Origin of the sequence: Streptomyces inhibens (assembly GCF_003389455.1) — a bacterium.
GTDB lineage: Bacteria > Actinomycetota > Actinomycetes > Streptomycetales > Streptomycetaceae > Streptomyces > Streptomyces inhibens.
Map to the genome: position 1 here is coordinate 57,649 of NZ_QUAC01000248.1, position 14,309 is coordinate 71,957.

The 14,309-nt window shown below is 69.5% G+C and carries 12 protein-coding genes and 2 pseudogenes; 7 read left to right on the forward strand and 7 right to left on the reverse strand.

Translation table 11 applies throughout. The annotated features are described in order from the left end of the window. Positions 1–252 precede the first annotated feature (252 nt). The gene (locus DY245_RS32630; RefSeq protein WP_181923979.1) at positions 253–699 is read left to right on the forward strand and encodes a DUF3515 family protein; all 447 of its coding nucleotides are present in this window, start codon (positions 253–255) and stop codon (positions 697–699) included. Positions 700–1,257: 558 nt separating this feature from the next. On the opposite strand, the gene DY245_RS32640 is transcribed toward DY245_RS32630, so the two are convergent. The 3 genes from DY245_RS32640 to DY245_RS44870 are packed head-to-tail and all read right to left on the reverse strand — an operon-like array spanning position 1,258 to position 2,240. Next, positions 1,258–1,623: a cupin domain-containing protein gene (locus DY245_RS32640; RefSeq protein ID WP_244943412.1), complete on the reverse strand. Its 366-nt coding sequence runs from the start codon at positions 1,621–1,623 to the stop codon at positions 1,258–1,260. Beyond that, positions 1,620–2,036: a VOC family protein gene (locus tag DY245_RS32645; protein ID WP_128510794.1), complete on the reverse strand. Its 417-nt coding sequence runs from the start codon at positions 2,034–2,036 to the stop codon at positions 1,620–1,622. Before DY245_RS32645 ends, DY245_RS32640 begins: the two co-directional genes overlap by 4 nt. 39 nt (positions 2,037–2,075) lie before the next feature. Further along, the gene (locus DY245_RS44870) at positions 2,076–2,240 is read right to left on the reverse strand and encodes a hypothetical protein (protein WP_181923980.1); all 165 of its coding nucleotides are present in this window, start codon (positions 2,238–2,240) and stop codon (positions 2,076–2,078) included. Between the two features lie 102 nt (positions 2,241–2,342). Here DY245_RS44870 and DY245_RS32650 point away from each other — a divergent pair, with 102 nt between their 5' ends. The 5 genes and pseudogenes from DY245_RS32650 to DY245_RS32670 all read left to right on the forward strand — a co-directional run. Then, positions 2,343–2,984: a TetR/AcrR family transcriptional regulator gene (locus DY245_RS32650; RefSeq protein ID WP_181923981.1), complete on the forward strand. Its 642-nt coding sequence runs from the start codon at positions 2,343–2,345 to the stop codon at positions 2,982–2,984. A 218-nt stretch (positions 2,985–3,202) separates the two neighbouring features. Continuing rightward, the gene (locus tag DY245_RS32655) at positions 3,203–3,925 is read left to right on the forward strand and encodes a DUF6333 family protein (RefSeq protein ID WP_128510795.1); all 723 of its coding nucleotides are present in this window, start codon (positions 3,203–3,205) and stop codon (positions 3,923–3,925) included. A 385-nt stretch (positions 3,926–4,310) separates the two neighbouring features. After that, on the forward strand, positions 4,311–7,064 hold the full coding sequence (locus DY245_RS32660) for an AfsR/SARP family transcriptional regulator (protein ID WP_128510796.1): 2,754 nt from the start codon (positions 4,311–4,313) through the stop codon (positions 7,062–7,064). A gap of 134 nt (positions 7,065–7,198) precedes the next feature. Further along, a complete protein-coding gene (locus DY245_RS32665) occupies positions 7,199–7,936 on the forward strand; it encodes a DUF4232 domain-containing protein (RefSeq protein ID WP_128510797.1) in 738 nt (245 codons plus the stop codon). Between the two features lie 124 nt (positions 7,937–8,060). Further along, a pseudogene (locus tag DY245_RS32670) lies at positions 8,061–8,272 on the forward strand (IS5/IS1182 family transposase); the annotation flags it as partial. 10 nt (positions 8,273–8,282) lie between these two features. Here DY245_RS32670 and DY245_RS32675 read toward each other — a convergent pair. Further along, the gene (locus tag DY245_RS32675; protein WP_128510798.1) at positions 8,283–9,695 is read right to left on the reverse strand and encodes an amino acid permease; all 1,413 of its coding nucleotides are present in this window, start codon (positions 9,693–9,695) and stop codon (positions 8,283–8,285) included. Between the two features lie 1,020 nt (positions 9,696–10,715). Between DY245_RS32675 and DY245_RS32680 the strand changes: the two genes are divergently transcribed. Continuing rightward, positions 10,716–11,258, forward strand: coding sequence for a hypothetical protein (locus tag DY245_RS32680; RefSeq protein WP_128510799.1), 543 nt, complete (start codon positions 10,716–10,718; stop codon positions 11,256–11,258). Positions 11,259–11,798: 540 nt separating this feature from the next. Here DY245_RS32680 and DY245_RS32685 read toward each other — a convergent pair. From DY245_RS32685 to DY245_RS32695, 3 genes and pseudogenes are all read right to left on the reverse strand, one after another. Further along, the gene (locus tag DY245_RS32685; RefSeq protein ID WP_128510800.1) at positions 11,799–12,512 is read right to left on the reverse strand and encodes a hypothetical protein; all 714 of its coding nucleotides are present in this window, start codon (positions 12,510–12,512) and stop codon (positions 11,799–11,801) included. An 890-nt stretch (positions 12,513–13,402) separates the two neighbouring features. Then, positions 13,403–13,819, reverse strand: coding sequence for an SHOCT domain-containing protein (locus DY245_RS32690; RefSeq protein WP_128510801.1), 417 nt, complete (start codon positions 13,817–13,819; stop codon positions 13,403–13,405). Between the two features lie 160 nt (positions 13,820–13,979). Continuing rightward, a pseudogene (locus DY245_RS32695) lies at positions 13,980–14,309 on the reverse strand (hypothetical protein); the annotation flags it as partial.

Below are 14,309 nucleotides of genomic sequence, written 5' to 3' on the forward strand. Positions count from 1 at the left end.
CCGCGCAGGTGGACCACACCGTGCACGACAGCCTCGTCGGCCTGCACCAGTTGAGACGGCCAACCCAGCGAAGCTGTGTGGTCACAGCACCAGGCGGCGGGATTTCGTGTCGGCAGTGCCCGAAGGGGAGGTGTGCGCTGGGCAGTTGAGGGGTGGGCGTAGCGTCTGTGCCGACCGGCAGTGAAGCGTGCCGGTCCGTACAGAGCATGGGGGTTCGGGATGGTTCGGCTTTCTCGTCGGTCGCGTGTCGCGGTGGGTGTGGCCGCCGCCGGGATCGTGGTCGCCGGCGCGATGGTGATACGTGAGGTGAACTCGCCCACGTTCGGCGTCGAGCCCGCGGCGAAGGGCGGTGCGCCGGAGTGCACGCGGATCGCGAAGGACTACCCGGACCGCCTCAACGGGCAGGAGCGGGATCACACCGATCTGCCGGGGGTTGCTGCTTGGGGTGGTGGGGCGGTGGTGCTCCGCTGTGGGCTGACTCCGCCCCGCCCGACGACTGATGCGTGTGTCAATGTCGACGACGTGGACTGGGTGCTGCGGGAAGCCAAGTCGCAGGACGGACGGAAGCTGCTCATCACGTACGGGCGCCACCCAGCGGTAGAGGCCACCATCTCTGGCCAGGGCTCCGGGATCGACGTGCTCCTCGTGGAGTTGAGCAAGACCGTGAAGCCGATCCGGCAGCACGAGCACTGCCTCTGAAACCTGCGCCTCAAACGGGGGGGTTGGAACGGGGGGTTGGGGCGATGTGGACAAGGTCTTGTGAGAGTCATCAGGTCGTGTCGGCGGAGGTGCGGGGTGCGGGGTACGACCTGCGCTGACGCATCGTTCCGGCCGGTATGGGGCGAAGCGGGGCGGGGCGGGCATCGCCGGTGGTCGGCGGACGGCACGCGGGAGAGCATCCTGCGAGCCGTCCGGGCCGGCGCTGGCGCGGAGGGCGCCTGTCGCGGCCTGAGGCGGTGGGCCCTTCCGGCCCGTGCGTCAGTTATTGCCCGTGGGCCCGGCCGGGCGGAGTGCATCTGCTCGGCCGGGCCAGTCGATTGACTCGTCCGTGTACGTCCCGATTCGTAGCTGCTCAGGACACCTTGCGGATCCTTTCGGCGTTCGGTAGCCGCGGGTCCGCGCCGCGCAGCGCGCATCTTGACTGCACTCGGCTACCCGTCGTGGGGCGCGCACGACGCGCCGATTCGACCCCCGGCCCTCCCTGTCGTGCCGTTTCACGCAGGATGCCCGGCCGGGGCCGCGGGCGGCAGCCCGCCGTTACCGCGCCCAGGGCAGAACGCGGGTGCCCTCGGCGCCGGGGACCGAGGCGAGGCCGTCGCAACGCATCGCGACGTGTGCCTGGGCCGCCTGGGGGGCGTGGGCCTGGCGGACCAGGTCCGGCGGGAGGATCACGGTCCGGCCGGCCGAGATCTTCTCGGTGCGGCCGGCGCAGGTGATTTCCAGGGTGCCGGCGGTGACCGTCCATACCTGTTCGCGGCTGATGGCGTGTTCGGGGCCGGTGGAGCCGGCTTCCATCGCGACCGTCCAGGTGCTGAGTTCGGCGCTTCCCCGGCTGGGGGTGGCGAGGGCGGTCATGGTCGCGTTGGGGGAGGCGGTGACGTTCTCGGGCGAAGGGGTGATCACGTGCACGGGGCGTCCTCGTCTTCCGTGGAGCGGGTGGGGGTGGTCCATTCGACGAGCTGGATGACGACTCCGTTGGGGTCGGTCATCTGGAAGAGACGCTCGCCCCAGGGCTCTTCACGCAGGGGCATGGTGATGGGGGCACCTTCGCCACGCAGACGCGCTTCTTCCGCTTCGAGGTCGGTGACCGTCAGCGCCAGGATCAGGCCGGCCGCCTGCTGGTCGCGTTGCTCGTCCGGGAGGATCTCGATGCCCCGGCGGAGCAGAACGATGTCGACGGCGGCGTCGTCACGGGTCAGGGAGGCGAAGCCGTCGTCGGCCATGGCCACCTGGTAGCCGAGGTGGGTGGTGAGGAAGTCGCGGGAGGCGTCCACGTCGGCGACGGTCAGAGAAAGGGTGGAGACAGAGACGTTCACGGCGGCTCCTCGGCAGGTGTGTGGCGGGCTGATCGGTTGTCAGTAGGTGCGGCGCGGCGCGTGGTACTGAGTGCGGATGGGTGCCTTGCGACGGCCGGTGCGGGGCAGGTCGCGGATCGGGCGCTGGCCGGTCGGGGCCGGACCGGCGCCCTGGGCGGCGGCGAGCTCCGTGGTGTTGAGCCCCGTGGTGTTGAGCTTTCGCATATACGACTCTTCCCTTGAGGCGAACTTTGCTACGGACGTAACTTTACGTGCAGCGCACCGCGTGCGTCAAGGGTAATTTTGCTACGGGTGTAATATTCCCTCATGGGTATCGACACGTTGGGACTCCGCGAGTCCAAGAAGCAGGAGACCAGGCAGCTGATCTCCGACCACGCCACCCGGCTCTTCATGGAGCAGGGCTTCGAGCAGACGACCATCACCGAGATCGCCACCGCGGCCCGGGTCGCCAAGAAGACGGTCACCAACTACTTCCCGCGCAAGGAGGACCTGGCCCTCGATCACCACGAGGAGTTCACCGCGAGCCTGGCCCGCGCGGTCACCGATCGGGCCGCCGGTGAGTCGGCGCTCACCGCGCTGCGGCGGGAGTTCAACACCGCCCTTGAGGAGCGCAACCCCGTCGCGGGCTTCGCCGGCCCCGAGTTCGCCCGCATGATCGCCGACAGCCCCACCCTCACCGCCCGCCTGCGCGACCTCCACGACCAACGAGAAGAAGCCCTCGCCGTGGCACTCGCCGACGCCGCTCCCCCCGCAACCCCGGCCATCGCCCCCCGAGCCGCCGCGGCTCTCCTCGCCGCCGCCCACCGCCTGCTGTTCCGGCGCATCCAGGAACTCACGCTCGCCGGGCACCCCAACGACCGGATCGCGACCACCGTGGCCCCGGAGGCGGCACACGTCTTCGACCTCCTCGCCGCCTCCCTCGGCGACTTCCCCGCTGCCGTGGAATGACGCTGCCCGTGACGGGAGACCGACGTACGGCCGCACGGCACACCGCAGGCACCACACCCCTCTCTTCCAGGTGCGCAGTGCGGCCACCGAGAGCGGTGGCGGGACCACCACCACCGCTCCGATCCGGCTACCGGCCTGTTGTGAAAGTGGATTTGGGTTCTCGCCCGCCAGCCTGCGGCCGGCCCGGACTGTCAGTGCCCGTCGCTACGGTGCCGCTTATGACCGACACCACTTTCTGGACCTGCCCACCCGACCAAGAAGTCCGGGGACATAGCGAGGACCACACCCTCACCCTCCTCCTTCCCCCCTTCCCCACGGGCACCGTGAACCTGCCACCCCACGACCCGGTACGGGCTCGCCATTTCGCCGAAAACCTCGACACCGTCGACGAGATCCTCGAAGAGCTGCCCCCCGGCTCCGCAGGCCACCATCTGGCTCTGGAGACGCGGGCGGACCTGGACATCATCAAGGTGGGCTGCTGGGGCAACCTCATCTCCATCTCCGACCCGGCCCTGGCCGAGAGCATGGGCGATTTGCCGCTGCTCGGGGCATCCACCACTCTCCGCGAGCGCTACCCCGACGCCCGGATCGTCGGATCGGCCCACGTCGACTGCGGAGAAGACCACACCGAAGACATCATCCAGCTCCCCGGCGGTGTGATGCTGCATGCCGAAGGCTGGCCCTGCGTGGAACCGTTGGACGTCACCGGCGACCCTCAGGCCGTCGTGCGTGCTCTCGGCATCAGCCCTGAGACCCTCGCCGAGGCAGAGATCGACCTGGACGCGGCGTCCGACGAAAACGACTGGCAGGCCCTGGGCCGGCTCGCGCTCGGACCGTGCGACCCGTGGGGCCGCCCGGACCTCCAGATGTCCGTCTTCCGCGTCCGCCACACCAGCAGCGCCACGTTCCGCATGAGAGAGACCTGGTTCTTGAACCGGTAACGATCCGGAAGCCGGCTCCAGGCCGCCCGCGCGTCGTGCCCGATTCACAGTCCCCTGCAGTCCACATCGGGGGCGAGGTGATCTCCGGAAGATGCGGGCGGCGGGGATCGTGGCGACGCCATCGGCTTTCCGAATGCCGCTGAGGCTGCCGAAGTCAGCAAGTTGTCAGCATCGTTCCCTGCCGCGTCCCCTTGCGGCGAGGTACGCCCGCGGGACGGTGGGGATCGGGGGCGATCGGGAGCGCGGCAGCCCGGCTTCCGGCGAAGACAGCCGTATGCAATTGGATGGCGGTGTCCACGGCGCCACCGGTGGGCCCGTGGGCACCGGACACACTCGCCCACACCTCCGGTAACCTGGATCTTTCCCCGCAGGAGGAGTTGCATCAGTGGAGTTCCGGCTGCTCGGAGCGGTCTCCGTCGCCACCGAGATCGGCGAACTGCCACTCGGCCCCGCCAAGCGGCGCAGCCTGCTCGCCGCTCTGCTGCTCAGGCCCAACCACCCGGTGCCGGTGGACCAGCTGACGGCCGCGCTGTGGGATCACGAACCGCCGCAGCGTGCCCGCAGCGTCATCCAGGGACATGTGTCGCGTCTGAGGGTCCTGCTCGCCGGTGCGGACGCCGAAATGTTCGGTGTCGAACTGGTCACTCAGGGCCCGGCGTACGTCCTGCGGATGCCGGAGACCTTGCTGGACGCCCATCGCTTCGAAGAGCTGGTGACGCTGGCTCGCAGTCAGCGTGCGCCGGCCGACGCCGTGGCGATGTATCAGGAGGCGCTGTCTCTGTGGCAGGGGCCCGCGCTGACGGGCGCGTATCCGAGTCAGCCGTTGCAGGCCGCCGCGCACGCGCTGGAGGAGCTTCGGCTGACCTGCGTGGAGTTGCTGGCCGCGGGCTACACGCGGATGGGTGAGCACGCCCGGGCTGCGGCCGTGCTGCGCGCGGAGGCGGATGTCCATCCGCTGCGCGAATCGCTGTCCGCCGGGCTCGTGAGGGCGCTTCAGCGTGCGGGGCGCCGCTCGGAGGCGCTCGACTGGTTCCACCGCACCCGGCGGCTGCTCGCCGACGAGCTGGGGGTCGATCCGGGACGGGAGCTGGCGGACGCCTACGCGGTGGTGCTGCGCGGGGAGGATGACGATGCGGCGCAGGCCCCGGCTCCGGTCCCGCCGCCTGTGCCTGTGCCCGTACCCGTGCCCGTCACGGCGCAGGTGCCATCAAGTGTCCTCCACTCGGGCACGGTCGACCTGCTCCCGCGCATGCCGCGCGGCTTCCACGGGCGCGCAGCCGAACTCACCGCACTCTCCAGGGTCGCCGCCGGTGAAGCACCCGTCTGCCTGGTCACCGGGCCGGCTGGAGTGGGTAAGACGGCGCTCGTGGTGCACTGGGCCCACCGCAACCGCGACCGGTTTCCCGGCGGTCTGCTCTACGCCGACCTGCGCGGTTTCAGCGATACGGGAGAGCCGACCCTCGTCGAGGTACTGCGCGAGTTCCTGCTGGCGCTGGGGGTTCCACCGCGCCGGATACCGGAGTCGGCCAGCGGTGCGTCCGCGCTGTTCCGGTCTCTTGCCGCCGACCGTCAGCTCCTTGTCGTACTCGACAATGTGCGCGGCTCCGAGCAGGTCAGAGAGTTGCTGCCGGGCGGCGCCCGATGCGTCACCGTGGTCACCAGCCGGTACCGGCTGCGCGGCCTGATCGCCTCCGATGCCGCCCGTCCCGTCCCCGTGGACGTCCTCGAACCGGAAGACAGCACGGCCCTGCTTGCCGCGGTGCTCGGAAAGGAACGGGTACTCGCGGAGGCGGTGGCCGCTCGGCGGCTTGCCGAGTTGTGCGGTGGGCTTCCCCTCGCGCTACGGGTGACCGCCGCCAGGCTGGCGGATCAGCCGGACTGGTCCCTGAGCGCGATGAGCGTCGAACTGTCCGACGAGTCACGCCGTTTGAGTCTGCTGGACGTGGAGGACACGGGCGTACGGGCGGCGCTGAGGCTCACCGTACGCCGGCTGCCCGAAGGCGCCGCGCACCACTTCGCGCATCTCGGCCGCCACCCCGGCACACACGTCGACCGGTATACGGCGGCGGCCCTGGCGGACACGGACCCGGACACGGCCGAGGCCGCGCTGGACCGGCTCACCGCGGCACACCTCGTCACCCGGACCGCGCCGGACCGCTGGACACTGCACGATCTCGTACGGCTGTACGCGCGCGGCCTGGACACGGGACCCGACACCCTGGTGCGGATGCTCGACCACAGTGTGGCCACCGCCCTGGCCGCGGCCGGCGCGGCCGAGCCCGGCGACGAGTCGTGTTTCGCACAGCCTGCGGACTTCCATCCCCCGCAGGCGGTAAGGGAGTTCGCGGACCGGGACCAGGCCATGGCCTGGTACGCGGCCGAGCGTGACGATCTGACGCTGGCGGCGGCCGCCGCACACACCGCCGGACTGCACAGCAGGACCTGGCGGATCGTCCTGGCCATGTGGCCGCAGATGGTGTGGCGGGTCCTTGACGGCTGGACTCCCCTGCTGCAGACAGCACTTGAGGCGGCGCGGGCCGATGCCGACACCCGCGCGGAGTCGCGGATCCTCGCCCTGCTCGGATGGGTGCTGACCGAAGAGGGCCGCACCCATGAGGCGCTGGTCCATCTGGAGGCCGCCCCCGTGCTCGCCTCCCGGGCCGGCGATGCGCGCGGCGAAGCGACCGCACTGGTCAATCTGTCGCTCGCCCAAGCGGCGCTCGGCAGCCCGGAGGAGGCGGCCGAGGGCTGCGCACAGGCGGCACGGCTCGCTCGCGGCGCCAACGACCGGCACACCGAGCGGCTGGCCCTCTACCACCTCGCCCGACATCAACTCGCCGCCAGGGAATGGCAGTCGGCCCTGGAGACGTCCACCGCCGCGCATGCCCTCGACGACCCCTCGGACACATCGGCGGCGTCCCGGGTGCTGTTGCTCACGGTGGCCGGGGAGGCGTTGCTGGGGATGGGTGCCGAGACCGAGGGCGTCCGGCGGCTTGAGGAAGCAGCGCGCGAGGCGGAGTCGTGCGGCTACGACGACGGTGCGGTACGGGCGCTGGGCGCGCTGCTGCGGGTGTCGGCGGATGTGGGGCTCCAGGCACGGTACGACACGGCGATGGTACGGCTCATGGCCGGGACGTGAGCCAACGCCGCGGACCGTGGCGTTAGCGGGACATCAGCCGCGCGTGAGCCGAACGCCAACGGGTCCGGCCAGGCTGGTCTCCACAGCGGGATCGACTCCACGAGTCCCGCACGACCGCACGGGGGAACCTCAGCATGCGTACATTCCGTATCGGCACCACTGCCCTGGCCGCCGCCACCGCCGCACTGGCCCTGACCCTGACCGCCTGCGGCGGCTCGGACAGCGGCAGCGGTGTGAAGGCCGACGCGAGCCAGGGCGGCGGCACGGCCGAGGGCTCGAAGAACACGGACAAGACGGCGGGAACGGGCGGCGACAAGGGGACGGGGACGAGGTCGTCCCAGGCGTCCACCGGGCAGGGCACTTCCGGATCCGGCTCCGGGTCCGGCTCCGGCTCGCGTTCCGGTTCCGCTTCCGGCAAGGTCACCGTCGTCGACTCCACCGGCACCCGTCCGTGCAACGGCGACGAGATGTCCTACTCCGTACTGCACCGCTTCCCGAAGCAGCAGGGCGAGCACCTGCTGATCACCGCACGGAATGCCGACTCCAAGCCCTGCTGGGTCACTTCGTATCCGTCCGTGATCCTCGGGGACACCTCGAACGTCCTGCGCCACTCGCCCAAGGACGCCCCGGGCGGCAGCACCCGGATCACGGTCAAGCCCGGCGGCAAGGTCTACTCCGCCGTGAACCTCTTCACCGACAGCGCGAAGACCCACACGTCGGCGGACCTCTCCCTCGCCCTGCGCGACCAGACCGGCGACACCGGCCCGGGCACCGACCAGCAGGCCTTCGACAGCAAGGGCGTGCCGTCGAAGTTCACCTGGTCCAGCGCCGACGTCACGAACTGGAACACCGCCAAGCCTTACGACTTCTGATCAGGCCCCGCTCAGGCGCTGTGAGTGCCCTCTCGACTTGAGATCACCGAACCCGACGCCCCGCCAGCCACCAGGCTGACGGGGCGTCGTTCTCCGCGTCTGCACGTCCGTCGGCCCCGGGACCTCGAAGCGCGGCATCCGCCACCGCATCGCGCCCGCAAGGACATCGAGTCCTCACAGCGGCTCGGCCGCCACCGATGGGTCGTAGATCGGACCGTGTCCTGGCTCGCCGGCTGCCGACGCCTGCACCGCCGCTACGAACGCAAGGCGGAACACTTCCTCGCCTTCGTCGGCATGGCCGCAGTCCTCATCTGTCACCGCCGCCTCACCAGATGAGACGACACCGTTAGGCGCTGACGGCGGCCCGCCGGTCGCGGCGCTGCTTGAGATGGCCTGCGCCTGCCAGCGCTGCCACCACGACAGCCGTGCCGGCGAGCTGATGACGGCCGTCCGCGCTGGCGGCCATGACGGCGAAGACACCGAGGATCGCGGCGAACGCGAGCCAGGTCAGGTAGGGGAAGCCCCACATCCGTACCGACAGCAGCTCAGGTGCCTCGCGCTCCAAGCGGCGGCGCATCTTCAGCTGGGTGAGGCAGACGATGGACCAGACGACCAGCACCGAGCAGCCGGCGATATTCAGCAGCCAGGCGAACACGGTGGTCGGCCAGACGATCCCGGCGATCACGGCTGCGAAGCCGAACACGCAGGACGCCAGCACCGCCGCCGCCGGCACACCCCTGGTGACCCTGCCCAGGAAACGCGGGCCCTGGCCCCGGTTGACGAGGGAGTACGCCATGCGCGACGAGCCGTAGATGTTGGCGTTCATCGCGGAGAGCAGTGCCACCAGCACCACGATCTGCATGATCGTGCCGGCTGCCGGGATACCGAGCCTGTCGAGCACGGTGACATACGGGCCGTCCGTGGCGACCTTCGGGTTGTTCCACGGCACCAGGGTGACGACCACGGCCATGGAACCGATGTAGAAAACGGCGATACGCCAGACGGCGGTACGGACGGCACGGGCCACGTTCCGGCTCGGATGGTCGGACTCCGCCGCCGCGATGGTGACGGTCTCCAGCCCGGCGAACGCGGAAATGGCGGTCAGCAGTCCGGCGGCAAGTCCGGCGGCGCCGGTCGGGAAGAAGCCGCCGTGGCCGGTGAGATGGCTCGTGCCGGGTGCGCTGCCGAACACCCCGAGAATGCCGAGCAGGCCCAGCACCAGAAAGGCGACGATCGCGGTGACCTTGACTGCGGCGAACCAGAACTCGAACTCGCCGAAGTTCTTGACCGCGGTCAGATTGCTGGCGCAGAAGAACGCCATGAAGATCGCCACCCAGCCGTAGGCCGGGATGAACGACACCCAGGTGTGCATGATCGTGCCCGCCGCAGTGGCCTCGGCGGCCACGCCGGCGCAGAGCATCAGCCAGTACATCCAGCCCGAGGTGGCCCCTGCCCAGGAGCCGAGTTCCTCCTCGGCATGCACCGAGAATGCACCGGTGGAGGGCCGGGCCGCGGACATCTCGCCGAGCATCCGCATGATCAGCATGACCAGCGCCCCGGCGCCCACGAAGAGGAGGACGATGGCCGGCCCGGCCGCGGCGATGCCGGCCCCTGAGCCCACGAAGAGCCCCGCGCCGATGACCCCGCCGAGCGCGATCATCGACAGATGGCGCTGTTTGAGGCCATGCGACAGCACGGATTCGCCGTTCTGCACGGCCTGCGGGGAGCCCTGGGGTGACCGGGTGATTGTCCGACTCATGGTCGTGCCTGTTCATTGATTGAGACGTTCGGTGAGCGTCAAGAGTGTGAGGGGACGTGTTGCGCGTATGAGGTGAACGCCCGCTATTCGGACGGTTCACTTACGCGTAGTGAAGGAGCTGACACGCATTGAGAATGTTGGGCCCGGCCATGAGCACTCGCAGACACAGGTCACTGCCGCTGCACGCGTACTTCCCGTTCCTGACCATCACCGCCCACGGGGACGTCATCACCCCCTGGACGTGTTGTGCCGGGATGTTGGTGTCGGCTGACACGCCTTGGGTGGTGCTTGCAAGAAATGCTTGCAAGAGGATGAGGGCCTTCTGACTCGGTGTGGATTGCGACATCTACGCCGATGACAGGACGCCCTCGTGTCCTGCCGTAAAGCCCCGTCGACTCCAACCGGCAGGCTGCTTCTGGCCCGGTCGTCGAAAAGTGGGGGTGAATGGCGAAGGGTCCCTGCCTCATCAGAGACAGGGACCCTTGTGTGGAGCGCCCGGCAGGCCTTGCACCTGCATTTCCCACCGGCTGGCGGGCGTCTTTCCTTGGACCACAGACGCGTGACTCCGTGTGGTGCACCGGAGTTACGTCATGATCATACAGGGTCTGCGGGACCACAGTGTCGCTCGCCCGTTCTGGCCACCATCCTCGCGACCGCCTCCAGGGGCATGCCCGCTCGGACCGGTCTGGTGGCGCTTCGGGCACTCCACCTGGCTGCCCCTGCCCGAGGCCCTCGAAAACCCCGACGATCACCGCAGTTACGACGCCCGCCGAGCCCGCGTCAACATGGCCGACGGACCGACGCGACACTCCAACCGGCAATGACACTCGGCTTGCTCACCCCGCCGTCATAGCTGAAGCGAACCACCAGACCTCACATCCAGACTCTGTCCAGTGGACCGCGCGGCGGACCCTCCCGGCACCCTCTGGCGGCGCAATTAGCCTTGAGCAGCACGCTGGTGTAGAACTCTCCCCGATCGAACATGATCACGTCATTTTTCAGTTCACGGGGGATTTCGGCATGAAGCCAACTCAACGTCTCATCAGCGCGCTTGCGCTCGTCGCCACGCTCGGAGGTCTCACCGCCTGCGGTCCGGAGGACCCCTATGGCGACAGCACCGGCGGCTCCAGCGCCTCCGCTCAGCCGTCGAAGAAGCCGTCCCCGAGCGAGGGCTCCACGGACGAGGCCGGTGGCCCCGGCGACTGCGGGGCTCCGCCGAAGCTGCCGGCCGGGCACAAGATGGTCGAGCCCGCCGCGCCCCCGTCGAAGGGCTCACTGTCCGCCAAGGACGCCAAGCCGGTCTGCACGCCCAACGGCTGGATCTACCACGGTCAGGGCAAGGCCAAGTACTACCTCTTCGCCAGGGACGTGAAGGCGGACCTGGCCACCGGGTCCGGCAGCACGAAGTCGGTCCCCGTCGGCGAGCTGTGGATGCACGCCGGTGACTGCATGACGAACCCGAGCGCGGTGAAGGCCCCGTACAGCTGCTCCGGGAACATCTACGACATCACGCTGGACTCCGAGGGCAACGTGAACAGCATCAAGGAGATCTGGCACCCCTGAGCCGGCCCGCCCGGCCCCGCTCCTGAGGGCGGGGCCGCGCTCATGTTCTGAGCCGGAGGAGCGGCGGACCGGGGGTCGCGGCTACTGCGCTCCTGGTCGCCAACGCCGCCGATGCGGCGCCGACTCGACCGTCGGCATTCACCACCTCCTCGGCCTTCGGCATTCACCGCCCTTGCGCAGCAACGGTCCTATCCCAGTGGCGGTGGTACGCAGACGAAGGTGCGTACCGGCCGCGGGGCGGCAGACGAAGATGGTGGCCGTGTAAACGACGGTGGCGGCGGTCATGTTGGCGAAGCTGGGCGGCAACTTCGGTATCGCGCAGGAGGCGGCGACACCGGCCCACGTTCCCAGGACCGCCAGGAGCGCGGAGAGCGCAAGTGCCCTTGCCCGGTATAGGCGTTCGGTCAACCGGGGGCGGCTCCCGGCACAGATCTCGGAGAACCGGCATGACCGTTTTCCCGGACTGGGGCGGGGGCAACGTAAAGCGCCTCTTTCGAGCCCTGTTGGGAAGGAGCTTCTCGCCTTCCGTCCGTGGCGCGCTCAGCGGGGTTGGGGAAGGCTGAGCTTCTCCCGCAGCTCCGCCAACCCTTGTGTGCATCGCTCGTTGCGGCTGTCCGCGACATGGGTGTGGAGCGCGAGTACCAGCCTGCGGCCGCGCTCGTACCGTTCGTTGCTCCAGGTCTTCAGGCGCTCCAGTCCCGCGTGCACCGGCCCGAATTCCGCGGTGTAGGGGAACAGATGGAAGCCGATGTCGACGAGCGCGGGACGGCTGACCTCCTTCAGGTCGAGGGCGGACTCGAAGGGCTCCCGCACTACCACGCCCTCACTCACGCCGCTGTTTTCCATCTGGTCGTAGACGAGGTCCAGGGCGAACGTGTCGCCTGCCAGCAGCTCGCCGAACCGGACGGCGACCCAGGGGTGCAGCCCCTTACTCCCGCCCCTGGCCGGGTGGGACTCGCTGTGCGCGTACTGGAGCACCTTGCCCGCCTGGTTCTTTTCGTCCTGCCCGATGAGTACGTGCCCTTCGAGGTAACCCGCATAGCCCGCGAACAGGCCGTCGCACATCTCCCGTGCGTACCTCAGCGGCTTGAGAGCCGCGGCCTGGTCGCCGCTCTGGAGCAGGAGGTTGCCGAGGAGGAGGCCGGCGAGGTCCCCGGTCTCCGTGCCTTTGTGGACGTTGGCGGCGTGCTCGAATCCGCTCCGGGCCGTGTCCGGGTCGCCGGTGAGTTGGGCCGCGAGGCTCCGAAGAAGCACTCGGTTGGAGTCCAAGGACGTAGAGGACTGGAAGTCCGGGGCAAGAATCACGGCGGCCAAGGGGCCAAGCCAAGGGTCCTCTCCTGCGGCCACCTGCTCCAGCCATTTCCGGCAGGAGCCGCCGAGCCCGTTCTCGCCGAGTTCGATGACGCCAGCGCCATGGCCGCATGCCCGGACACGGTTGTACGTCCCGTGCCGGCGATCGTGGCCAGCAGGGCCCCCGCTTCCGGGGCATCACCCGCCCTGTACGCCGCCAGACCGCGTTCGACCTCGTCCGGCACCGGGCTCAGGGGATCGGGGGGGAAGCGGAAGGGCCCTTCCGTCGGAGTTCAGCAGGGATTGACCGGTCATGTCGCTGCCTTCTCGTGGGAGCGTTTCCGCGCGAGCACATCGGCAGTAGCCACCGCCCCGAGGTGTCATTGACCCGGCGCAGGATGGCCCGGAGGGCGTCGTAGTTCAGCGGCTGCCGGACCAGTGGTCCCACGACCAACGTTCCACGACACGCGCGTGTCGCTGGTCGTAGGCCGGTCAACTTGTCGGTCGTACTCCGGGAGGTGGCGGACAACACGCGGACCGGAACCCGCGCCCGGCGGCGATCTGTGGGGCGACGGAGGTGAACGGCAGCGGCCGTCCGATCAGTGCCAGGGCCGCCGTCTCCCGCTGCCCCCCCGCACCACCCGAGGGCCGTGAGCGCCACGGCGGTGGCTGCGCAGACATCGAAGTACCCGTAGACCGCACTGATTTCGAGCAGGACGGGCGCTGGGTGCCGATTGTTGACAGGTCCCGGGTACGCACCTCGCCGTCTGTGCGAGAGCCCGGCCCGTTACCCGTTCGGCTCGGTTGCCGCTGGGCGGCCTCCGGTCGCCGCAGTGCCGTCGCTTGTGCCGCGGTCAGTGCAGAATCTTTTCCTTCGCCCGGCGGAACTCCTCGTCGGAGATGTCGCCCCTGGCACGGATCTCCGAGAGTTTCGCCAGTTCGTCGACCTCACTGGTTCGTCCTGCACCCCGGGCGGTCTCACGCACGTAGGTGTCGAGTGCCTCCTGCTGGGCCCGGGCGTGCTCCATCTCGCGCTTGCCCATGCCTTTGCCGCGGGCGAGGACGTATACGAAGACGCCGAGGAAGGGAAGAGCGATCACAAGGACGAGCCACCCGGTCTTGGCCCAGCCGCTCATCGTGTCGTCGCGGAAGATGTCAACGATGATCCGGAAGAGCAGGACGAACCACAGGACCCATAGGAAGATCCACATCATGGTCCAGAACGCGCCAAGTACCGGATAGTCGTACGCCATGTACACGGAACTGTCCATTGCCTTCTCCCATCCATGCCACCCCCGGCGATGTCCGAGTGTGGGCGATACGGGGGCCGGCCGCTTCACCCGGCGCGGGTGAGATTCCGGCAGTCGCGGATTGGTCGAATGAGCATCGCCGGCCGGACGAGCAGCCACCCCCGGGCGCCACGCGCACGCCTCAACGGTCGCGGGCTCTCGCGGTGCCTGTCTCAGCGCCTTCGGAGGCTGGGCCCGGTCTGTCGGCCGCTCCGGCGAGAATGCCGAGAAGCACCAGGACGAGGACCACGATGCCCAGGACGAGCGCCACGGATGCCGGGGTGGGGTAATTCCACAGCACCAGGGCGAGCGCGCCTGCGGCGATGACGATGCCGGTGGTCCAGCCGCGGTGGGTGTCCAGCCAATGGCCTGGGCCGCCTGTGCGCAGGCCGGAGCGGGCCAGGGCCCGGCCGGCGGCCCCGGTGCTCCGGGCGGCGCCGGAGCGTACGGCGCGGGCACCGCGGCCGGGCCC